18 protein-coding genes are annotated in these 22,228 nt (G+C 68.6%); 17 read left to right on the plus strand and 1 reads right to left on the minus strand.

The genetic code is table 11. The features are described from left to right. The first annotated feature begins 106 nt into the window (after positions 1-106). From ACAM54_RS00825 to ACAM54_RS00835, 3 genes are all read left to right on the plus strand, one after another. Positions 107-2,434: an ATP-binding protein gene (locus ACAM54_RS00825; protein WP_145738672.1), complete on the plus strand. Its 2,328-nt coding sequence runs from the start codon at positions 107-109 to the stop codon at positions 2,432-2,434. Positions 2,435-2,519: 85 nt separating this feature from the next. Beyond that, a complete protein-coding gene (locus ACAM54_RS00830) occupies positions 2,520-4,178 on the plus strand; it encodes a S41 family peptidase (RefSeq protein WP_369649494.1) in 1,659 nt (552 codons plus the stop codon). 144 nt (positions 4,179-4,322) lie between these two features. Further along, on the plus strand, positions 4,323-5,513 hold the full coding sequence (locus ACAM54_RS00835; protein ID WP_369649495.1) for a nucleoside hydrolase: 1,191 nt from the start codon (positions 4,323-4,325) through the stop codon (positions 5,511-5,513). A gap of 20 nt (positions 5,514-5,533) precedes the next feature. On the opposite strand, the gene recQ is transcribed toward ACAM54_RS00835, so the two are convergent. Beyond that, positions 5,534-7,435, minus strand: a complete 1,902-nt coding sequence (recQ, locus tag ACAM54_RS00840) for a DNA helicase RecQ (protein WP_369649496.1) — start codon at positions 7,433-7,435, stop codon at positions 5,534-5,536. 292 nt (positions 7,436-7,727) lie between these two features. On the opposite strand from recQ, the gene ACAM54_RS00845 reads away from it, so the two are divergent. The 14 genes from ACAM54_RS00845 (at position 7,728) to ACAM54_RS00910 (ending at position 22,167) form a co-directional block, all read left to right on the plus strand. Then, complete coding sequence (locus tag ACAM54_RS00845) at positions 7,728-8,696, plus strand: ABC transporter substrate-binding protein (protein ID WP_192326718.1); 969 nt, start codon at positions 7,728-7,730, stop codon at positions 8,694-8,696. Then, entirely contained in the window at positions 8,677-9,555 is an 879-nt protein-coding gene (locus ACAM54_RS00850) for an ABC transporter permease (RefSeq protein ID WP_209535798.1), read from the plus strand. Before ACAM54_RS00845 ends, ACAM54_RS00850 begins: the two co-directional genes overlap by 20 nt. Next, positions 9,555-10,343, plus strand: coding sequence for an ABC transporter ATP-binding protein (locus ACAM54_RS00855; protein WP_369649497.1), 789 nt, complete (start codon positions 9,555-9,557; stop codon positions 10,341-10,343). The genes ACAM54_RS00850 and ACAM54_RS00855 overlap by 1 nt, the downstream gene beginning before the upstream one ends. A 1-nt stretch (position 10,344) precedes the next feature. Then, complete coding sequence (gene hutC, locus ACAM54_RS00860) at positions 10,345-11,082, plus strand: histidine utilization repressor (RefSeq protein WP_209535801.1); 738 nt, start codon at positions 10,345-10,347, stop codon at positions 11,080-11,082. A 61-nt stretch (positions 11,083-11,143) separates the two neighbouring features. Then, positions 11,144-12,778, plus strand: coding sequence for a histidine ammonia-lyase (hutH, locus tag ACAM54_RS00865; protein ID WP_369649498.1), 1,635 nt, complete (start codon positions 11,144-11,146; stop codon positions 12,776-12,778). A gap of 25 nt (positions 12,779-12,803) precedes the next feature. Then, positions 12,804-14,522, plus strand: a complete 1,719-nt coding sequence (gene hutU, locus ACAM54_RS00870; RefSeq protein WP_369649499.1) for a urocanate hydratase — start codon at positions 12,804-12,806, stop codon at positions 14,520-14,522. A gap of 144 nt (positions 14,523-14,666) precedes the next feature. Beyond that, the gene (locus tag ACAM54_RS00875) at positions 14,667-15,401 is read left to right on the plus strand and encodes an IclR family transcriptional regulator (protein ID WP_369649500.1); all 735 of its coding nucleotides are present in this window, start codon (positions 14,667-14,669) and stop codon (positions 15,399-15,401) included. Between the two features lie 48 nt (positions 15,402-15,449). Next, complete coding sequence (locus tag ACAM54_RS00880; protein ID WP_145738646.1) at positions 15,450-16,202, plus strand: transporter substrate-binding domain-containing protein; 753 nt, start codon at positions 15,450-15,452, stop codon at positions 16,200-16,202. Positions 16,203-16,209: 7 nt separating this feature from the next. Further along, a complete protein-coding gene (locus tag ACAM54_RS00885) occupies positions 16,210-16,878 on the plus strand; it encodes an amino acid ABC transporter permease (protein ID WP_369649501.1) in 669 nt (222 codons plus the stop codon). Positions 16,879-17,023: 145 nt separating this feature from the next. Continuing rightward, positions 17,024-17,599: a HutD family protein gene (locus ACAM54_RS00890; RefSeq protein WP_369649502.1), complete on the plus strand. Its 576-nt coding sequence runs from the start codon at positions 17,024-17,026 to the stop codon at positions 17,597-17,599. Positions 17,600-17,622: 23 nt separating this feature from the next. Further along, positions 17,623-18,873 (plus strand): imidazolonepropionase, encoded by a 1,251-nt coding sequence (gene hutI / locus ACAM54_RS00895; RefSeq protein ID WP_369649503.1) that lies wholly within the window; start codon positions 17,623-17,625, stop codon positions 18,871-18,873. Then, positions 18,870-20,252 (plus strand): formimidoylglutamate deiminase, encoded by a 1,383-nt coding sequence (locus ACAM54_RS00900; protein ID WP_369649504.1) that lies wholly within the window; start codon positions 18,870-18,872, stop codon positions 20,250-20,252. Before hutI ends, ACAM54_RS00900 begins: the two co-directional genes overlap by 4 nt. Positions 20,253-20,256: 4 nt before the next feature. Continuing rightward, positions 20,257-21,072 carry an N-formylglutamate deformylase gene (gene hutG / locus ACAM54_RS00905; RefSeq protein ID WP_369649505.1) on the plus strand — a complete coding sequence of 272 codons (816 nt, stop codon included), beginning with the start codon at positions 20,257-20,259 and terminating at the stop codon, positions 21,070-21,072. A gap of 48 nt (positions 21,073-21,120) precedes the next feature. Beyond that, positions 21,121-22,167 (plus strand): homocysteine S-methyltransferase family protein, encoded by a 1,047-nt coding sequence (locus ACAM54_RS00910; protein ID WP_369649506.1) that lies wholly within the window; start codon positions 21,121-21,123, stop codon positions 22,165-22,167. The last annotated feature ends 61 nt before the right edge of the window (positions 22,168-22,228 follow it).

A 22,228-nucleotide genomic window follows, 5' to 3' on the forward strand; every position in this document is an offset into this window, starting at 1 on the left:
GTGGCTGGAATCGCCTCATCAGGGTTTTTACCGCTCGCGCGTCTTCCCGAAGCCAAAAGTCTGCGTTATGGTCGCCCCAAGAAGTTCCTCGTCTGGAGGTTGTCCGATGGTCAAGCGTGCGGGTGTCGATGTGGTGGCTGCTGCGGTACGCGGGCAGGCATTGCCGTCGCCCGGGCTCAAGGGTGCGCCGGTGCTCGAACTGATGTGTTCGCACTTCGTGCTCACGCTGGCCGCCAAGCAGGGGCCGCGCTTCAACGTGCGCCGCGACATCAACGGCCTGCTCTCGCTCACCGGCCGCCACCTGGTGTGGCCGGCCGCGGTGCTGCAGCGGCTGCGCGAATTCCTGGGCCGGCGCTGCGCCGGCAACGAGGCCTGGAAGGGCGTCGAGAATTTCGACGGCCGCACGCTGCTCGAGCGGCACGGCGTGTGGCGCGGGCCCTACGAGGAAGGCACGCTGTTCTTCTACCTCGACGAATACGCCAAGGACTACCCCAAGGACCTGCTCTCGGTGCTGGCCGTCACGCGCGACTGGCTCACGCATGCGCTGCGCAAGCAGTCGACCTTGGTCGAGAAGAACATCGATGCGCTCGCGGGCCTGCTGCAGCTCAACAAGGCCGAGCGCGCGCTGCTGCTCTACGGCACGCTCGCGCGCTACCAGCGCGACCTGCGTTCGCTGCTGGTCGAGTTCAAGGTCAACAACGCGCCCGAGGCCTATGCCGCCATTGCCGACATCGCGGGCGTCAATGCCACCGAGGTGGGCGAGGCCCTGCGGGCGGGCTCGCGGCTCGAGCGCATCGGGCTGGTCGAGAACCTGATTTCCGAGCACAACATCACCGACCTGGCCGACCTCATGAAGGTCAGCGAGAAGCTGCCGCCGGTGCTGATGCGCGAATACCGCGACCACAACGAACTGATGGCCGTGTTCACGCGGCCTTCCGCCAAGAGCGCGCTCACCACGCACGACTTTTCCTTCGTCGAGGAAGACGCGCAGATGCTCGTCACGCTGCTGCGCGCGGCGGTGGCGCGCAAGGAGCCCGGCGTCAACGTGCTGCTCTACGGGCCGCCCGGCACCGGCAAGACCGAGCTCGCCAAGGTGGTGGCGCAGGCGGCGGGGCTCGAGCTGTTCGAGGTCGAATACGCCGATCGCGACGGCAACTCGCTGTCCGGCCGCGACCGCTACCGCTCGCTGCAGATCGCGCAGGTGTTTCTCAAGGGCAGCGCGCAGGCTGCGCTGCTGTTCGACGAAGTCGAGGACGTGTTCCCGCCCATCAGCACCGAGGCCGCGCAGTTCATGGCGCGCGCCGAGCAGATTCCCGCGCCCACCAGCGGCAGCGTGAGCGGCAAGGCCTGGGTCAACCAGATCCTCGAGGCCAACCCGGTGCCCACGCTGTGGGTCACCAACCGCATCGAGCAGATCGACCCGGCGTTCCGGCGCCGCTTCGCCTACCACCTGGAGCTCAAGTCGCCACCGCCCGGTGCGCGCGAGCAGCTCGTGAAGAAGACGCTCGAAGGCATCGTCGTGTCCGAGGCCTTCACCGCCAAGCTGGCCGAGCGCAAGGGCCTCACGCCCGCGCAGATCCGCACCGCGGTGCGCTTTGCGGGCCTGGCGCAGACGGAGGACGGCGCCTCGATGGAGGCGCTGATCGAGCGCCAGCTCAAGAACGCCGACCTCGCGCTCGGCACGCTCGACACCGGCCCGGGCGAGCGGCGCAGCGTCACCACCTACGACCTCGACATGCTCAACGTCGAGACCCGCTTCGAGATCCCGCGGATCGTGGCGGCGATCAAGGCGCGCGGCCACGGCACGCTGTGCTTCTATGGCGCGCCCGGCACCGGCAAGACCGCGCTGGCCGAGCACATCGCCAAGGCCATCGGCCGGCCGCTGATCATCAAGCAGGCCAGCGACCTCATGAGCAAGTACGTCGGCGAGACCGAGCAGAACATGGCGGCCATGTTCAAGGAGGCCGAGGCCGAGAAGGCCGTGCTGCTGCTCGACGAGGCCGACAGCTTCCTGCAGGACCGGCGCGGCGCGCAGCGCACCTACGAAGTGACCGAGGTCAACGAGATGCTGCAGGGCATGGAGCGCTTCAACGGCGTCTTCATCTGCACCACCAACCTGCTCGATCGGCTCGACCAAGCGGCGCTCAGGCGCTTCACCTTCAAGATCAAGTTCATGCCGCTCACCGCCCCGCAGCGCGAGCGCATGTTCGTGACCGAGGCGCTGGCGGGCGACGCTGCGCTGCTCACTGGGGAGATCAAGGCGCGGCTGGCGCCATTGCACCAGCTGTGCCCGGGGGATTTCGCGGCCGTGAAGCGGCAGACGGATATTCTCGCGGTCGAGTTCTCGGCCGCCGAATTCCTGGACCAGCTCGAGGCCGAGCACCGCATCAAGCCCGAGGTGCGCGAATCGCGCGGCATCGGCTTCATGCAGTAGCAAAAAAAAGCAAGCAGGAAGGCCGCGGCAGCGCGGCAGACAAGAAAGAAAAACCGTCCGCCGCGGCGGACACGAGGAGGGCTCGATGAGCTTGGGCAATGGGCATGCGCGGGCGACGCCGCGCTTCACCGCATCGGCTGCGGCCGCACTCGCATTGGCCGGCGTTGTCTGCGTGCTGGCGGGCTGTGGCGGTGGCGGCGGAGGAGGGGGCGGAGGCGGCGGGTTTCCGGTCATCGCGCCGCCCGGCAGCGCGCCGCCTCCCGCCAGCGGCGGCGGCGGTGGCGGTGGCGGTGGCGGTGGCGGTGGCGGTGGCGGTGGCGACGACGATGCCATCCTTGCCTCGGCCACCGTGGCCGGCCTGTGCGCCGCGCCGCGCGCCGGCGTCAACCCCGCAACAGGGGCGGCCTATCCCGACAAGCCCGGCACGCTGACCGACGAGAAGCGCTGGGTGCGCGGCTGGATCGACGAAACCTACCTCTGGTACGGCGAGGTGCCGACCACCCTCAAGGCCGCCGACTACGCCACGCCGGTGGCCTACTTCAGCGTGCTCAAGAGCCCGGCCCTCACGGCCTCGGGCCGCGCGAAGGACCGCTTCCACTACGTGTACGACACCGAGCGCTATCGGCAGCTCTCGGAGAACGGCGTGGCGCCGGGCTACGGCATGGAGATTGCCATCGTGCGCAGTTCTCCGCCGCGCAACATGCGCATCGCCTTCGTCGAGCCGAATTCGCCCGCCGCGAATACAGGCCTCCAGCGGGGCGCGAAGATCGTCGAAGTCGACGGCGTCGATGCCGTCGGCGGCACCGGCACCGAGAACGTCGATGCGATCAACCGCGCGATCTCGCCGCAAACCGAGGGCGAGTCGCACACCTTCGTGTTCGAGGTGGGCGGCGTCCGGCAGGCGCCCGTCACGCTGGCGGCCGCGAAGATCACGCGCACGCCCGTGCAGAACGTGAAGACGATCGACACCGGCAGCGGCCGCGTGGGCTACCTGCTCTTCAACGACCACATCACGACTTCCGAATCGCAGCTCGTCAACGCCTTCAACCAGTTCAAGCAGGACGGCGTGCAGGACCTGGTGCTCGACATGCGCTACAACGGCGGCGGCCAGCTCAACATCGCCAACCGGCTCGCCTCCATGGTGTCTTCGTCGGGCGCCACCTCGGGCAAGGTTTTCGAGCGCCTGGCCTTCAACGACAAGAACCCGTTCCACCTGACGCCGGCGCAGACCATCTATCCGTTCCTCGGCACCAGCCGCACCGGCGCCACGCTGCCGAGGCTCGGCCTTTCGCAGGTCACGGTGCTGGTCAGCCGCGACACCTGCTCGGCCAGCGAGGCGGTCGTCAACGGCCTGCGCGGCATCGACGTCAAGGTCAATCTCGTGGGCGGCACCACCTGCGGCAAGCCCTATGGCTTTTCTCCGCAGGACAACTGCGGCACCAGCTATTTCGCGATCCAGTTCCAGGGTGTCAACAACAAGAACTTCGGCGACTACGGCGACGGATTCGCGCCCGACTGCGCCGTTGCCGACGATTTCGGCCACCAGCTCGGAGACCCGGCCGAGGCGCGCCTCGCGGCCGCGCTTGCCATGCGCAACGGCGGTGCCTGCCCTGTTTCGGCCTCGGCCAAGTCCCAGGCGGAACTCGAGAAATCCGGAACGGCCGACGACGAACAGCCCTACCTGCTCCATCGCTCTCCGCTGCGCGAAATGCGCCTGCTCGAAGCCGCGCCGTCGCCGGGCTGACCCGCTTCGGCACCGGCCTCGGTTACCCCTTGAAACCTTGCGCGTTGCCGCGCCCGTGGCATGCGCTTTAGAGTTCAGGCAAACGTTTGCGCAAACGTTTGGCATTTAGTTCTACATGGCAAGACCATTCGAAAAGGAGCCGGGATGACGATTCGGATTCAGCGACGCAGATGGATGGCGGCGGCCTTGCTCGCCACGGTGCTCTCGGCCTGCGGGGGCGGCGGCAACGGCAACGGCGGCTTCGGGCTCGCACCGGGCTTCGGCGCGGCGCCGCCTCCGGCGCAGAAGATCATCATCGACAGCGACTACAACACCATGAGCGACGACGGCCAGCTCGGCGTCATGGCCGCGCAGCTGCAGGCCCAGGGCAAGGTGCAGGTCATGGGCATCAGCGTGGTCTCGGGCAACCAGTGGCTCAGGCAGGGCGTGGCGGACGCGCTGAAGTCGGTCGAGCGGCTGGGCGTGGGCGACCGCATCGGCATCTATGCCGGTGCGAACTACGCCTTCAACCACGACTACGCCACCATCGAGGCCGAGATGGCGGCCGGCTCCGGCGGCGACGGCTACCTGGGCGCCTGGAGTTCGCCCGAGCCCAAGACGGATGCCGACCTGAAGCCCCCGCCCGATGGCTTTGCCACCCACACGCAGCTCCAGCGCAGGAGCGCGGTCGACTTCATCGTCGACACCGTGAAGGCCAACCCCAACGAGATCACCATCCTGGCCATCGGCCCGCTCACCAACATCGCGCTCGCGGTCAAGCAGAACCCCGAGATCGTGCCGCTGATCAAGAAGATCATCTACATGGGCGGCGCGGTCGACGTGCCGGGAAACACCACCAGGTACGCCGAATTCAACTGGTGGTTCGACCCCGAGGCCGCGCAGTTCGTGGCGCGGCTGCCGATTCCGCAGGTGGTGGTGCCGCTGGACGTGACCGACACCGTGTTCCTGACCAAGCCGATCTACGACCGCATCGCGCATCCGGCCCGGCCCACGGCCGTGACCGAGGTGTTCCGCCAGCTCAACGGCTACGGCTTCAGCGGCACCAACGGCTTCGAGAACAACCCGGCCTACACGCAGAACATCTGGGACACGCTCACGCTCGCCTATCTCATCGATCCGGCCTATGCCACCGAAACCGTCGAGCGCTATGTCGACGTGGTCGCCAAGCCCGGCGCCGCCGACAACGGCCGCTCGATCGGCTACGCCTCGCAGCCCGCGGGCCCGGCGCTGCAGAAGATGACGGTGGTGAAGAAGTTCGACAACGCACGCTTCTTCGAGTTGTACGTCGACCTGCTCACGCGGCCGGTGCCGATCACGCTGCCGCCGGCGAGCTGACCGATGTGCGCGGGCCGGGCCTAGAAAGCCGAGGCGACGCGCAGCACCTCGGTGCCGTAGGCCTCGAGCTTCTTGGTGCCGATGCCGCTGATGCCCTGCAGGTCTTCGAGCGTCGCGGGCGCGCGTTCGGCAATGGCCGCCAGCGTGGCGTCATGGAAGATCACGTAGGCCGGCAGGTTGTGCTCGCGCGCCACTTCGGCGCGCCAGGCCTTGAGCGCCTCGAAGCGCTTCTGCCCGTCGGCGTCGAGTGCCGCGGCCGCAGGAGACGGGGCGCCGCGCGCCGCCTTCTCGCGCCGGGGCTTGCCGCCGCGCGCGGCCGGCGAAGAGACCGATTCGCGCAGCGTCACGTTCGCTTCGCCCTTGAGCACCGCGCGCGAGCCTTCCGTGAGCTTCAGCGTGTTGAAGGCTTCCGCATCGACGGCCAGCGCGCCCGTGGCAATGAGCTGCCGCAGCACGCCGCGCAGCTGCACTTCGCTGAACTCCGCGCCGATCCCGAAGGTGCTGATGCGCTCGTGCCCGAACTGCTTGACCTTCTCGGTTTCCTTGCCGCGCAGGATGTCCATGATGTGGCCCGCGCCAAAGCTGATGCCGCTCAACTGCTGCACGCGGTAGATGGTGGAGAGCAGCTTGCGCGCCGCATCCGTGCCGTCCCACACCTGCGGCGGGTTCAGGCAGTTGTCGCAGTTGCCGCAGGGCGTGCTCTTCTCGCCGAAGTAGCCCAGCAGGCGCACGCGCCGGCAGTCGCTCGCCTCGGCCAGCGAGAGCAGGGCGTCGAGCTTGCCGCGCATCACCTGCTTGAACTCTTCGCCCGCGGGGCTTTCGTCGATCATGCGGCGCTGGTTCACCACGTCCTGCAGGCCGTAGGCCATCCAGGCATCGGCCGGCGCGCCGTCGCGGCCCGCGCGGCCGGTTTCCTGGTAGTAGCCCTCGATGTTCTTGGGCATGTCCAGGTGGCCGACGAAGCGCACGTCGGGCTTGTCGATGCCCATGCCGAAGGCGATGGTCGCGACCATCACCACGCCTTCCTCGCGCAGGAACCGGTCCTGGTGCTTCTGGCGCACCGCCGCGTCCAGGCCCGCGTGGTAGGGCAGCGCGTTGATGCCGGCGCCCTGCAGCATCACGGCCACGTCTTCCACCCGCTTGCGCGACTGGCAATAGACCACGCCCGCATCGCCTTCGTGCTCGCGTTCGATGAAGCGCAGCAGCTGCGTGGTCGCGTCCTTCTTCTCGACGATGGTGTAGCGGATGTTCGGCCGGTCGAAGCTGGAGACGAACTGGCGCGCTTCCTCGAGCTGCAGCCGCTCGACGATGTCGGCGCGCGTGAGCGCATCGGCGGTGGCGGTGAGCGCGATGCGCGGCACGCCCGGGTAGCGCTCGTGCAGCACCGTGAGCGCGCGGTACTCGGGGCGGAAGTCGTGGCCCCACTGGCTCACGCAATGCGCCTCGTCGATCGCGAACAGCGAGAGCTTGCCGCGCTCCTTCAGCGAATCGAGCTGCGACAGGAAGCGCGGCGTGTTCACGCGCTCGGGCGCCGCATACAGCAGCGTGATCTCGCCGCGCAGCATGCGGCGCTCGACGTCCTGCGTCTGTTCCCAGTCGAGTGTGGAATTGAGGAAGGCCGCGTTCACCCCGGCCTCGTGCAGCGCACCGACCTGGTCGTGCATCAGCGCGATCAGCGGCGACACCACCACCGAGACCCCGCGCCCCGCACGCTGCCGCGCAATGGCCGGGATCTGGTAGCACAGCGACTTGCCGCCGCCCGTGGGCATCAGCACCAGCGCGTCGCCGCCGGCCACCACGTGCTCGACGATGTCCTGCTGCGGCCCGCGGAACTGCGAGTAGCCGAAGACTTCGTGAAGGATGTCGGCGGGTGCGCTGCTGCTGCCGGGGGCGTCGAGGGGGAGGGGAGCGAGCGAGGACACGGGCAGCGGATGCGAAGGATGGGGAAAGAGCGGAAGGGGGAGCCGCTGATTGTCCCCCAGCAGCATCGATATGACTGTGGCACGAGGTTTGCAATCGTGAAGCCCGTCCCGCCGCCCCTCCTGTATAGACAGCAATCTGGTGCATTTTGCTGAAGGAATGCACCGAAAGTGGCCTTTCGGGTTATCCTGTATATACAAGTTGGGGCGCTTGGCAACAATGCGAGGCGTGCGCAGCCCTTGAGAGGGGGTGCATCGCCAAGCCTTTTCCTAGAAAACAGACCCAGGAGTACCCATGGTCAAGACGGTAGTTGTGAAAGTCGCTTCGCTGCTGGCAGCAGGTGCATGTGCAGCAGGCATGGCCCAGACGGCCGCGGCGCAGGAAACCAAGATCGCGCTCGGCATGTCGGGCTGGACCGGCTTTGCGCCGCTCTCCTTGGCCGACAAGGCCGGCATCTTCAAGAAGAACGGGCTGGACGTCGAGCTCAAGATGATCCCGCAGAAGGACCGCCACCTGGCACTGGCCGCGGGCGCGATCCAGTGCGCGGCCACCACCGTGGAGACGCACGTGGCGTGGAACGCCAACGGCGTGCCGATCGTGCAGATCTTCCAGATGGACAAGTCCTACGGCGCCGACGGCCTTGCCGTGCGCAACGACGTCAAGAGCTTTGCCGACCTCAAGGGCAAGAGCATCGGCGTGAGCGCGCCCGGCACCGCGCCCTACTTCGGGCTGGCCTGGATGCTCAACAAGAACGGCATGACGCTGAAGGACGTGAAGGTGGTCTCGCTCGAGCCTCAGCCCGCGGCCCAGGCCTTCGTGGCCGGCCAGAACGACGCCGCCATGACCTACGAGCCCTACCTGTCGACCGTGCGCGCCAACCCCACCGCCGGCAAGATCCTGGCCACCACGCTCGACTACCCGATGGTGATGGACACCGTGGGCTGCGCCCCCACCTGGCTCAAGGCCAACGCCAAGGCGGCCGCCGCGCTGACGCAGTCGTACTTCGAGGCGCTCGACCTGATCAAGGCCGACCCCGCCAAGGCCAACGAGCTCATGGGCTCGGCCGTCAAGCAGACCGGCGAGCAGTTCGCCAAGTCGTCGGCCTACCTGCGCTGGCAGGACAAGGCGGCCAACCAGAAATTCTTCGCGGGCGAACTCACCAGCTTCATGAAGGAAGCCGCGCCCATCCTGCTGGAGGCCGGCGTGATCCGCAAGGCACCTGAAGACTACACGGCGATGTTCGATGCAAGCTTCGTCAAGTAAGGCCCTGCCGCAGGTGGCGCCGCGCGCGGCGGCGCCTGCATCGGCCGCAACCCCCCAGGCCGCCGCGCCCGCGCGGCGCCGCTCGCTCGCGCCGCTCGAGCCCGTCAGCGGGCGCGCCCGCGTGCTGCTCGGCCTCGGCTTCTTCGTGGCCTTCGTGCTCGTGTGGTCCGTTGCCACGCTCGGCGGCTTCGTGCCGCCGACCTTCCTGGCCAGCCCGGTGACCATGCTGAAGGAAGGCTGGATGCTGTTCGCCGAGTTCGGCTTCATCGGCGACGTGGGCATGACCGTGTGGCGCGTGTTCGGCGGCTTCCTGCTGGCGGCCGTGCTGGCGGTGCCGCTGGGCATTGCCATGGGCACCTGGAAGGCCGTGGAGGCCTTCTTCGAGCCCTTCGTCTCGTTCTGCCGCTACCTGCCGGCGTCGGCCTTCATTCCGCTGCTCATCCTGTGGGCGGGCCTGGGCGAGATGCAGAAGCTGCTGGTGATCTTCATCGGCTCGTTCTTCCAGATCGTGCTGATGGTGGCGGTGACGGTGGGTGGTGCGCGGCGCGACCTCGTCGAGGCCGCCTACACGCTGGGCGCGAAGAGCCGCGGCATCGTGGCGCGCGTGCTCATCCCGGGCGCCGCGCCCGGCATTGCCGAGACGCTGCGCCTGGTGCTCGGCTGGGCCTGGACCTACGTGATCGTGGCGGAACTCATCGGCTCCTCGTCGGGCATCGGCCACATGATCACCGACAGCCAGGCGCTCCTGAACACCGGGCAGATCATCTTCGGGATCATCGTGATCGGCGTCATCGGGCTGGTGTCCGACTTCGCTTTCAAGGCGCTCAACCGCCGCCTCTTTGCATGGGCGGCACTGTGATGACGACCAACAACCAGCTTTCCATCCAGGGCGTCTCGCGCGTCTTCACCGGCACCAGGGGCCAGAGCACGCAGGCGCTGCTGCCGATCGACTTCGAGGTGCGCGAGAACGACTTCGTCACCATCCTCGGCCCCTCGGGCTGCGGCAAGTCGACGCTGCTGCGCATCGTCGCGGGACTGGACTTCCCGACCACCGGCCAGGTGCTGCTCGATGGCGAGCGCATCGACGGCCCGGGCGCCGACCGCGGCGTGGTGTTCCAGAGCTACACGCTCTTTCCGTGGCTCACGGTGGCGCAGAACATCCGCTTCGGGCTGCGCGAGCGCGGCATGAGCGAGGCCGACCAGAAGGAGCGCAGCGAGTTCTTCATCGCCAAGGTGGGCCTGCGCGGCTTCGAGCACCACTTTCCGAAGCAGCTCTCGGGCGGCATGCAGCAGCGCACCGCGATTGCGCGCGCGCTCGCCAACGACCCCAAGATGCTGCTGCTGGACGAGCCCTTCGGCGCGCTCGACAACCAGACCCGCGTGCTGATGCAGGAGCTCCTGCTCGGCATCTGGGAATCGGCGCGCAAGACGGTGCTGTTCGTCACGCACGACATCGACGAGGCGATCTTCATGGCCAACCGCGTGGCGGTGTTCAGCGCGCGGCCGGGCCGCATCAAGACCGAGATCGCGGTCGATTTTCCGCATCCGCGCAGCTACACCATCAAGACCTCGCCGGAGTTCATGGAGATCAAGGCGCGGCTGACGGAAGAGATCCGCGCCGAGTCGATGGCCGCGGCCGAACACTGACATGAAACGCGACCTGCCGTCCCTCGCGCTCTATGCGCAAGTCAAGGATCACATCTCCCGCAGGATCCAGGACGGCACCTGGCCGGCCGGGCATCGCCTGCCGTCGGAGAGCGAGCTGGTCGCGCAGTTCGGCATTTCGCGCATGACGGTGAACCGCGCGCTGCGCGAACTCATGGAGCAGGGCCGCATCGTGCGCGTGGCCGGCGTCGGCAGCTTCGTGGCCGAGAACAAGCCGCAGTCCACGCTGCTGCAGATCGCCAACATCGCGAGCGAGATCCGCCAGCGCGGGCACGACTACCGCTGCGAGATGCTCGCGGTGGAACGCCTGTCCGCCTCGCCCGACGTCGCCGCCTGGCTCGACATGCGCGCGGGCACCTCGGTGTTCCACAGCGTCTGCCTGCACCTGGAGAACGACACGCCGGTGCAGCTGGAAGAGCGCTACGTCAATCCGCTGGTCGTGCCCGACTTCCTCGAGCAGGACTTCGCCGCCGTGCCGCCCAGCGAGTACCTGGTGCGCCACGTGCCCTTCGACCAGATCGAGCACGTGGTCGACGCCGTGCTGCCCACCGCCGAGCAGGCCGAGCGGCTCGCCATGGCGCCCACCGATCCGTGCCTGCTGCTCACGCGCCGCACCTGGACGCGCAACACGCCCGTCACCTGGGTGCGCTGCCTGCATCCGGCGTCGCGCTACAGCCTGGGCAGCCGCTTCCGAGCCGACGGCAATCCCAGCTTCGGCTGATCTTTTTTTGTCACGGAAACCGAAGGTTTTCTCTCGCAACCACTTGTATAGACAGGTTCACATGCCAACAAGCAAACACACCGCCACCACCCTGACCCTCACGCCCGGCAAGGTGGACCTTGCGATGCTGCGGCGCATCCAGGCCGGCGGCGTGCGGCTGGCGCTCGATCCTTCGGTGCAGGAGGGCATGGCGCGCGCCGAAGCGGCGGTGCGCCACATCGTCGAGAACGACCAGGTGGTCTACGGCATCAATACCGGCTTCGGCAAGCTTGCGAGCACGCGCATCGGCAACGACCACCTGGCCGAACTGCAGCGCAACCTGGTGCTCTCGCACAGCGTGGGGACGGGCGAGCCGCTGGCCGCGCCGGTGGTGCGCATGGTGCTCGCGACCAAGGCCGTGAGCCTGGCGCGCGGCCATTCGGGCGTGCGGCCCGCGCTGGCCGATGCGCTCTTGGCGCTGTTCAATGCGGGCGTCATGCCGCGCATCCCGTGCAAGGGCTCGGTCGGCGCCTCGGGCGACCTCGCGCCGCTCGCCCACATGGCCTGCGTGCTGATCGGCGAAGGCGAGGCGACCCTGGCCGACGGCAAGGTCGTCGGCGGCGCCGAGGCCATGCGCAGCATCGGCCTCGAACCCTTCGTGCTCGGCCCCAAGGAAGGCCTGGCGCTGCTCAACGGCACGCAGGTGTCGACCGCGCTCGCGCTCGCCGGCCTGTTCGGCGCCGAGGACGTGTTCGCCTCGGCCCTGATGTCGGGCGCGCTCTCGCTCGAAGCCATCCAGGGTTCGATCAAGCCCTTCGATGCCCGCATCCATGCCGCACGCGGTCAGCCGGGACAGATCGCGGTGGCGGGCGCCGTGCGCACGCTGCTCGAAGGCAGCGAGATCGTGCCTTCGCACGCCGACTGCGGCCGCGTGCAGGACCCGTATTCGGTGCGCTGCATCCCGCAGGTGATGGGCGCCTGCCTCGACAACCTCGCGCATGCCGCGCGCGTGCTGGTGATCGAGGCCAATGCCGCCTCGGACAACCCGCTGGTGTTCACCGACACCGGCGAAGTGATTTCGGGCGGCAACTTCCACGCCGAACCCGTCGCCTTTGCGGCCGACATCATCGCGCTGGCCGTGAGCGAAGTCGGCGCGATTGCCGAACGCCGCATCGCGCTGCTGCTCGACACAGGCCTGTCGGGCCTGCCGCCGTTCCTGGTGCGCGACGGCGGCCTGAATTCCGGCTTCATGATCGCGCAGGTCACGGCCGCGGCCCTCGCGTCGGAGAACAAGTCGCTCGCCCATCCCGCGAGCGTCGACAGCCTGCCGACCTCGGCCAACCAGGAAGACCACGTCTCGATGGCCACCTTCGCGGCGCGCCGGCTCGGCGACATGGTCAACAACACGGCGGTGGTCGTCGGCATCGAGGCGATGGCCGCCGCGCAGGGCATCGAACTCAAGCGAGATGTCGCCCCCACGCTCGGCGCTGGCGCGTCCTCGCTGCCCCCCGAGGGGGCGCAGCCCGCCTTGGGGCGGCCCGGCGGCGGGCTCAAGAGCTCCCCGCTGGTCGAAGCCGAGTTCGCCGCCATCCGCCAGAAGGTCGCCTTCCTCGAACGCGACCGCTACCTCGCGCCCGACATCGAAGCCATGCGCCAGTGGGCGCTGAAGGCCGAGCTGCCGGCCGCGCTCTTGAACATCCTGCCCAGCCACGCCTGAACACCGATCAAGGAGAACCCCCGCCATGAACGCACCCGAAAAGCTCCCGCTGCAAAACACCGACCCGCGCCACGACCCCACGCGCGTGATCCGCGCCCCGCGCGGCAGCACGCTCAACTGCAAGAGCTGGCTCACCGAGGCGCCTTACCGCATGCTGCAGAACAACCTCGACGCCGAGGTGGCCGAGCGCCCGCAGGACCTCGTGGTGTACGGCGGCATCGGCCGCGCTGCGCGCAACTGGGCCTGCTACGACCAGATCCTCGCGTCGCTGAAGGAACTGAACGACGACGAGACGCTGCTCATTCAATCGGGCAAGCCGGTCGGCGTGTTCAAGACGCACGAGAACGCGCCGCGCGTGCTGCTTGCCAATTCGAACCTCGTGCCCAAGTGGGCCACCTGGGAGCACTTCAACGAGCTCGATCGCCAGGGCCTCTTCATGTACGGCCAGATGACGGCTGGCAGCTGGATCTACATCGGCAGCCAGGGCATCGTGCAAGGCACCTTCGAGACCTTCGTCGAAGCCGGCCGCCAGCATTACAACAACAGCCTCGCGGGCAAGTGGATCCTCACGGCCGGCCTCGGCGGCATGGGCGGCGCGCAGCCGCTCGCGGCCACGCTCGCGGGCGCGGTGTCGCTCAACATCGAGTGCCAGCAGACCAGCATCGACTTCCGCCTGCGCACGCGCTACGTCGACAAGCAGGCGCGCGACATCGACCATGCGCTTGAGCTCATCCAGCAGCACTGCGACGCGAAGGAAGCCGTGTCGATCGCGCTGCTCGGCAACGCCGCCGACATCCTGCCCGAGCTCGTGAAGCGCGCGAAGGCCGGCGGCATCAAGCCCGACCTCGTGACCGACCAGACCTCCGCGCACGACCTCATCAACGGCTACCTGCCTTCGGGCTGGAGCGTTGCGCAATGGCAGGCCGCAATGAAGGACGACTCGCAGCATGACGCGCTCAAGAAAGCGGCCGCCAGGTCGTGCGCCGTGCACGTGCAGGCCATGCTCGACTTCCAGGCCATGGGCATTCCCACGGTCGACTACGGCAACAACATCCGCCAGGTCGCCTTCGACGAGGGCGTGCAGAACGCCTTCGATTTCCCGGGCTTCGTGCCGGCCTACATCCGCCCGCTGTTCTGCGAAGGCAAGGGACCGTTCCGCTGGGTGGCGCTCTCGGGCGACCCCGAGGACATCTACAAGACCGACGCCAAGATCAAGGAGCTGTTCCCGGAGAACACCCACACCCACCGCTGGCTCGACATGGCGCGCGAGCGCATCGCCTTCCAGGGCCTGCCGGCGCGCATCTGCTGGCTCGGCCTGGGCGAGCGCCACATCGCGGGCCTGGCCTTCAACGAGATGGTGAAGAACGGCGAGCTGAAGGCGCCCATCGTCATCGGCCGCGACCACCTCGACACCGGTTCGGTCGCCAGCCCCAACCGCGAGACCGAAGCGATGAAGGACGGCACCGATGCGGTGAGCGACTGGCCGCTGCTGAACGCGCTGCTCAACACCGCCGGCGGCGCCACCTGGGTCAGCCTGCACCACGGCGGCGGCGTGGGCATGGGCTATTCGCAGCACTCGGGCGTGGTGATCGTGTGCGACGGCACCGATGCGGCAGCCAAGCGCATCGAACGCGTGCTCTGGAACGACCCGGCCACCGGCGTGATGCGCCATGCCGACGCGGGCTACGACATTGCCGTGGCCACCGCGAAGAAGCAGGGGCTCAAGCTGCCGATGGTGCGCTGACCGGCGAGTGAAGCGGCGGTAAGACGAAGGTAGAAAGAAAAAGCAAGCTCATTCCCACTCAGTGGGAATGAAGGGTTGGATGTGGGAACGGCGGACAAGATACTGCACACCGCATCCACTTTCGACGCCCCGCGATTGGCCCAGATGACGTCCATGCCCGAAGCTTCCGCCCACAACGACCGCGCCCTGCGCGTGCTGTCGGTGCTGGCGCAGAGCAAGTCGGCGATGAGCGCGGCCGAGCTCGTGCAGGCCACGGGCCTCGTCAAGAGCACGCTGTACCGGCAGATCGCGGTGCTGCGGCGCTGGGGCTTCGTGATGGAGACCGACGGGCGCTATTCGCCCGGCCCGGTGAGCGTGCAGCTCGCGAGCGGTTTCGACGGCAACTCCGACCTCGTCATGGCCGCGCGCGCCGACATGCGCGCGCTCGCGCAGCAAAGCCATGAAAGCGTGGCGCTGGTCACGGCCGTGAACGACCGCGTGGTGTGCCTCGAGATGATCGACAGCGAGCAGTCGCTGCGCTGCTCCTTCGACCGCGGCCGCAGCGTGCCGGCGCGCGACGGCGCCAGCGCCAAGTGCCTGCTGGCCCACATGCCGCTCTACCAGCGCGATGCCTTGCTCGATGCGCTCGGCGAGAGTCCCGGGCGGCGCGCCGAGCGAGCCGCCGAGCTCGACGCGATCCGCGAGGCCGGCCATGCCGTGACCCACGGCGAGGTCGACGCCGGCGTCTGGGGTGCAAGCGCACCGGTGCTCGGCCCGGGCCGGCGCCTGCGCGGCGCGATCACGCTCATGGCGCCGCTCACGCGCGTCGAAGGCATGGAAGCTGCGTTGCTTCACATGACCGTCGTCACGGCGGCGCGCATCTCGCGCGCGCTGCAGTAGCGGTCCATCCGCCGCACCGATTTTTCTTCAACCTACGGAAGCCTTCCCATGAACACCCGCCGCACCCTCGTTGCCGCCGCACTCTCCAGCCTCGCCTTCTTCGGCTTTGCCGCCACCGCGCAAGCGCAGGGCGAGCCGCTGCGCGTGGCCACCGACGCCACCTTTCCGCCGATGGAATTCGTGGAGAACGGCAAGCGCACGGGCTTTGACGTGGAGCTGGTCGAGGCCATCGGCAAGACGCTGGGCCGCAAGATCGAATGGATCGACATCGACTTCAAGGGCCTGGTGCCGGGCCTTGTCTCCAGGCGCTTCGACATGGCCGTGTCGGCCATCTACATCACCGACGAGCGCAAGAAGGTCGTCGACTTCACCGTGCCCTACTACGCGGGCGGCCTGGTCGTGATGGTGAAGGACGGCAACACGGCCATCAAGGCGCCGGCCGACATCAACGGCAAGAAGGTCAGCGTGCAGGTGGGCACCAAGTCGGTGGCCTACACCAAGGAAAAATTCCCGCAGGTGCAGCTGATGGAAGTCGAGAAGAACCAGGAGATGTTCAACCTCGTGGACATCGGCCGCGCCGATGCCGCCGTGACCGGCAAGCCCGCCGCCTACCAGTACGTGCGCACGCGCGGCGGCCTCAAGGTGCTGCCCGAGCAGATCACCACCGAGGAATACGGCATGGCCATCCGCAAGGACACGCCCGAGCTCACCAAGGCCGTGAACGGCGCGATCGAGAAGCTCAAGGCCGACGGCACTTACGCGCAGATCGTCGCCAAGTGGTTCAGCGCCAACGCCAAATAAGCGGCCCATGGATTTCGACTTCTCGCCGGTCTGGCAGGGCTGGCCCGACCTGCTGCGCGGCGCGCTGGTCACGGTGGAGATCACCGCCTGCGCGCTGGCGCTCGGCTGCGTGCTGGGGCTGCTGGTGGGCATCGGCCGGCTCAATCCGAAGCGGCGCTGGCTCTACGGCATTTGCACGGCGTATGTCGCGGCGATTCGCGGCACGCCGCTCCTGGTGCAGCTGTTCATCCTGTTCTTCGGCCTGCCGCACTTCGGCATCCTGCTGCCGGCCTTCCTGTGCGGCGTGCTGGGGCTCGGTGTGTATTCGGGCGCCTATGTGTCGGAGATCGTGCGCGGCGCGATCCAGTCGATCGACAAGGGCCAGACCATGGCGGCGCAGTCGCTGGGCATGACGCCTGGCACGGCGATGCGCGAGATCGTGCTGCCGCAGGCGGTGGTGCGCATGATTCCGCCGCTGGGCAACGAGTTCATCGCGCTCATCAAGAACTCGGCGCTGGTGTCGCTGCTGACGATCCACGACGTGATGCACGAAGGGCAGAAGATCATCAGCGTGTCGTACCGCTCGCTGGAGGTCTACCTGGCGATCGCGCTCGTGTACTTCGTGCTCACGGGCACGATGACGCTGGTGCTCAGGCACTTCGAACAGAAGCTGCGGCAGGGCGGGCTGATGCGATGAGCGGCACTGCATTCGCATTTCTCCCTCCCCTCCCGGGGGAGGGCCGGGGTGGGGGCACGACGGCCTTGCCCTTCGCGCGGCGCTCGTTGCGCGCCGCCCCCGTCCCAGCCTTCCCCCGGAAGGGGAAGGAGCAAGAGGACCCATCATGAGCAACGTGCAGCGTTTCTCGCGCACGGCGCTCCCGGCCATGCCCTGGAAGAACGGCGGCGGCACCACGCAGGAGATCGTGAGCTGGCCGCAGGGCGCGGGGCTCGACAGCTTCGGCTGGCGCGCAAGCATCGCGACCATCGCGGCGGCCGGGCCGTTCTCGGTGTTCGCGGGCGTGGACCGCAGCATCATGCTGCTCGAAGGCGACGGCGTGCGGCTCTTCACGCACGACGGGCGGGTCGAGCACCGGCTCGACGTGCCGCACCGGCCGTTCGCATTCAGCGGCGACGACGCGATCGACTGCGCGCTGCTTGGCGGCGCATCGAACGACTTCAACGTGATGACGCGGCATGGACAGTGGCACGCCGACGTGCAGGTGTTGGACCATGCATCGGCCATCGAGGCCGCACCGCACGGCGTGCTGCTCGCGCTCTGCGGTGCATGGCGCCTGAACGGCGAGCCCTGCCTTGAAGGCGAAGGCCTGTACTGGACCGACAGCGCACAGCCCTGGCAGGCCGAGCCCGCACAACAGGAAGGTGCGCGGCTCGCTGCGGTCCGCATCGTGCCGGCGTAAGCTGTGCCAACACCAGACAAGACATGACATCCGCAACCACATCCCCATCGGCCGACGGCCTCTGGACGGGCCTGCGCCTGGCGCCCGGCGCCGCGCCCGGCACCACCCTGGACGCCGGCACCGAAGCCGCGATCGCGGTGGCCGAGGGCACGATCCGCTGGGTCGGCGCACGCAGCGCCCTGCCGGCCGAGTTCGCGGGCCTGCCGCTGCACGACGGCGGCGGCGCGCTCGCCACGCCCGGCCTCGTCGATTGCCACACGCACCTGGTCTACGGCGGCCAGCGCGCCAACGAATTCGCGATGCGGCTCGCGGGCGCCAGCTACGAAGAAGTGGCGCAGGCCGGCGGCGGCATCGTCTCGTCGGTGCGCGCCACGCGCGAGGCCGATGAAGAGGCGCTCTTCGCGCAGGCCGCGCCGCGGCTCGAACAGCTGCTGGCCGACGGCGTCTGCGCGATCGAGATCAAGTCGGGCTACGGCCTGGCGCTCGAGCACGAGCGCAAGCAGCTGCGTGTGGCGCGGCGCCTGGGCGAGGCCTACGGCGTCACGGTACGCACCACCTTCCTCGGCGCGCACGCGCTGCCGCCCGAATATGCGGGCCGCAGCGGCGAGTACATCGACCTCGTCTGCAATGAGATGCTGCCCGCGCTCGCGGCCGAGGGGCTGGTCGATGCGGTCGACGTGTTCTGCGAACGCATCGCCTTTTCGCTTGCGGAAACCGAGCAGGTCTTCCAGGCCGCGAAGGCACTGGGCCTGCCGGTCAAGCTGCATGCCGAGCAACTCTCCGACATGGGCGGCGCCGCGCTCGCCGCGCGCTACGGCGCGCTGTCCTGCGACCACATCGAACATTTGTCGGCCGAGGGCATCGAGGCCATGCGCCAGTCGGGCACCGTGGCCGTGCTGCTGCCCGGCGCCTACTACACGCTGCGCGACACGCACTTGCCGCCGATCGAGGCGCTGCGCGCTGCCGGCGTGCCGATGGCCGTGTCGACCGACCACAACCCCGGCACCTCGCCGGCGCTGAGCCTGCTGTTGATGATGAACATGGCCTGCACGCTGTTCCGCCTCACGGTGCCAGAGGCGCTGGCCGGCGTCACCGTGCATGCGGCGCGCGCGCTGGGCCTGTCCTCGACGCACGGCGTGATCGCCGAAGGCATGCCCGCCAACTTCGTGCTGTGGAACGTGCGCGATGCGGCCGAACTCGCCTACTGGTTCGGCCAGCGTCCGGTGCGCAGCGTCGTGCGGCAAGGACGCATCGCAGTGGGAGCGACCCGATGAACACGCTGTTCGCGGCCGATGCGCTGCTGCCCGGCGGATGGGCGAAGAACGTGCTGCTGTCGTGGAACGACGCCGGCCAGCTCACGCAGGTGCAGTCCGCCGCCCAGCCCGCAGCGGGCGTGCAAATGGCGAAGGGCCCCGTGATCCCCGGCATGCCCAACCTGCATTCGCATGCCTTCCAGCGCGCCTTCGCGGGGCTGACCGAATACCGCGCCCAGCAGCAGGACAGCTTCTGGAGCTGGCGTACGCTGATGTACCGCTTTGCCGCGCGCCTCGGCCCGCAGCAGATGGAGGCCATCGCGACCTGGCTCTATGCCGAAATGCTCGAGGCGGGCTACACCAGCGTGTGCGAGTTCCAGTACGTGCATCACGATGCCGACGGCCGCCCCTATGCCGACGATGCGACGCTGAGCCTCGCATTGCTGCGCGCCGCGAAGAAGGCCGGCATCGGCTTCACGCTGCTGCCCGTGCTCTACCAGGCCAGCGGCTTCGGCGGCCTGCCGCCCAACGAGGGGCAGCGCCGCTTCATCCGCTCGACCGATTCGATGCTGCGCCTGCTCGATACGCTGAAGCCCGCGTGCGATGCGGGGGGCGCGCGGCTCGGGCTGGCACCGCATTCGCTGCGCGCCGTGCCGCCCGACGCGCTGCGCGAAGCCATTGCAGGCCTCGAGGCCATCGATCCGGGCGCGCCCATTCACATCCACATCGCCGAGCAGACCAAGGAGGTCGACGATTGCGTGGCCTGGAGCGGCCAGCGCCCGGTGGCCTGGCTGCTCGACCATGCGCCGGTCGATGCGCGCTGGTGCCTGGTGCATGCCACGCACATGGATGCGGCCGAATACGAGCGCGGCGCCAAGAGCGGCGCGGTGGCCGGCCTGTGCCCGACCACCGAGGCCAACCTGGGCGACGGCATCTTCGATTTTTCCGCCTGGCGCCACCACGGCGGCGCCTGGGGCCTGGGCTCCGACAGCCATGCCACGGTCAACGCCGCGGAAGAGCTGCTGATGCTCGAATACAGCCAGCGCCTGGCCTGGCGGCAGCGCAACGTCGGCGCCAGCGCGGCGCAGCCGCATGTGGCCACCGCGCTCACGCTCGAAGCGGTGCGCGGCGGGGCGCAGGCCTCGGGCCGGGCCATCGGCGGCCTGGCCGCGGGGCAGCAGGCCGACTTCGTCGTGCTCGATGCCGCGCAGATCGCGCTGCAGGGCCTGCCAGCGCCCGACATGCTGTCGGCCCACGTCTTTGCGAGCCACCGCACCTCGGCCATCGACACCGTCTGGGTGTCGGGCCAGCCGCGCGTCGCGGCCGGCCGCCATGCCTTGCACAACGAGGCCGCCGCCGCATTCGTCGCGGCGCGCAGCCAGCTTCTCCAGGAAAATTGAGCCCATGAGTTTCACCACCACCGAACCCGCCTTCCGCTTCCGCCAGGGCACGCGTCCCCTGCTGATCTCGATGCCGCATGTCGGCACCTACGTGCCGCCCGCGCTCGCCGCCCGCCTGACCGAAGAGGCGCGCCAGGTGCCCGACACCGACTGGCACCTCGAACGGCTCTACGGCTTCGCCGATGCGCTCGGCGCCTCGGTGCTCATCGCCACGCATTCGCGCTACGTGGTCGACCTGAACCGCCCGCCGGACGGCGCCAGCCTCTATCCGGGCCAGAGCGTCACCGGCCTGTGCCCGGTCGACACCTTCGACGACACGCCGGTCTATGCGTCCAGCGACGACCTGCCGGACGACGATGAAATCGCCGCGCGCCGCGACGCCATCTGGCAGCCCTACCACCGGCAGCTGCAGGCCGAGCTCGACCGCCTGAAGGCCGCGCACGGCACCATCGCGCTGTGGGACGCGCATTCGATCCGCTCGGTGCTGCCGCGCTTCTTCGAGGGCAAGCTGCCCGACCTGAACCTGGGCACCGGCAAGGGCACCAGCTGCGACCCGGCGCTGGCCGCCACGCTGCTGGGCATTGCCGAATCGGCCACGGGCTACACGGGCGTGCTCAACGGCCGCTTCACGGGCGGCTACATCACGCGCCAGTACGGCAACCCCGCTGCCGGCGTGCACGCGGTGCAGCTGGAAATGACGCAGTCGAGCTACATGCAGGAGAAGCTGCCCTTCGACTACCTGCCCGAAGTGGCGGCCGGCGTGCAGCCGCATGTGCGGCGCATGATCGAGGCGGTGCTGGAATTCGTCGAAGGCCGCTAAAGCACCGACGGCGGCCAGGGGCAGCCCCGCTTCCTACAATCGGGGGCTATGAAGCCCGTCACTTACACCCGCGGCCAGGCACTCGCCGGCATCCTCGAAAAGCGCATTGCCATCCTCGACGGCGCAATGGGCACGATGATCCAGCGCTTCAAGCTCACCGAGGAACAGTACCGGGGCGAGCGCTTCAAGGATTTCGAGCGCGACGTGAAGGGCAACAACGAGCTGCTCTCGCTGACGCGGCCCGACGTGATCCGCGACATCCACGAGGGCTACCTCGCGGCCGGCGCCGACCTGATCGAGACCAACACCTTCGGCGCCACCACCATCGCGCAGGAGGACTACAGGATGGCGCATCTCGCACGCGAGATGAACCTCGAATCGGCCAAGCTCGCGCGCGCGGCCTGCGACAAGTTCAGCACGCCCGACAAGCCGCGCTTCGTGGCCGGCGCCCTGGGCCCGACGCCCAAGACCGCGAGCATCAGCCCCGACGTGAACGACCCCGGCGCGCGCAACGTCGACTTCGAGCAGCTGCGCGCGGCCTACTACGAGCAGACCGAGGCGCTGGTCGAGGGCGGCGCCGACGTGATCCTGGTCGAGACCATCTTCGACACGCTCAACGCCAAGGCCGCGCTGTTCGCGGTCGACGAGTATTTCGACCACAGCGGCCAGCGCCTGCCGCTGATCATCAGCGGCACCGTGACCGACGCCTCGGGCCGCATCCTGAGCGGCCAGACCGTCACCGCGTTCTGGCACAGCGTGCGCCATGCGCAGCCGCTGGCCGTCGGGCTCAACTGCGCGCTCGGCGCCGCGCTGATGCGGCCCTACATCCAGGAACTCGCAAAGGTGGCGGGCGACACCTTCATCAGCTGCTACCCGAACGCGGGCCTGCCCAACCCGATGAGCGAGACCGGCTTCGACGAGACGCCCGACGTCACCTCGCGGCTGCTGCACGAGTTCGCGGCCGAAGGGCTGGTCAACATCGTGGGCGGCTGCTGCGGCACCACGCCGGACCACATCGCGGCGATCGGGAAGGCCGTGGCGCCGATGAGCGGCCGGCTGTTGAACAGCAACGGCTTCTACCGCGAAGCCGCGTGACCGACGGCCGGGGCTGTCGCGCCCTCGGCTGATTGACGGCATCCGGGCCGCCGCCTAGGCT

Origin of the sequence: Variovorax sp. V93 (assembly GCF_041154485.1) — a bacterium.
In the GTDB taxonomy this organism is placed as follows: domain Bacteria; phylum Pseudomonadota; class Gammaproteobacteria; order Burkholderiales; family Burkholderiaceae_C; genus Variovorax; species Variovorax beijingensis_A.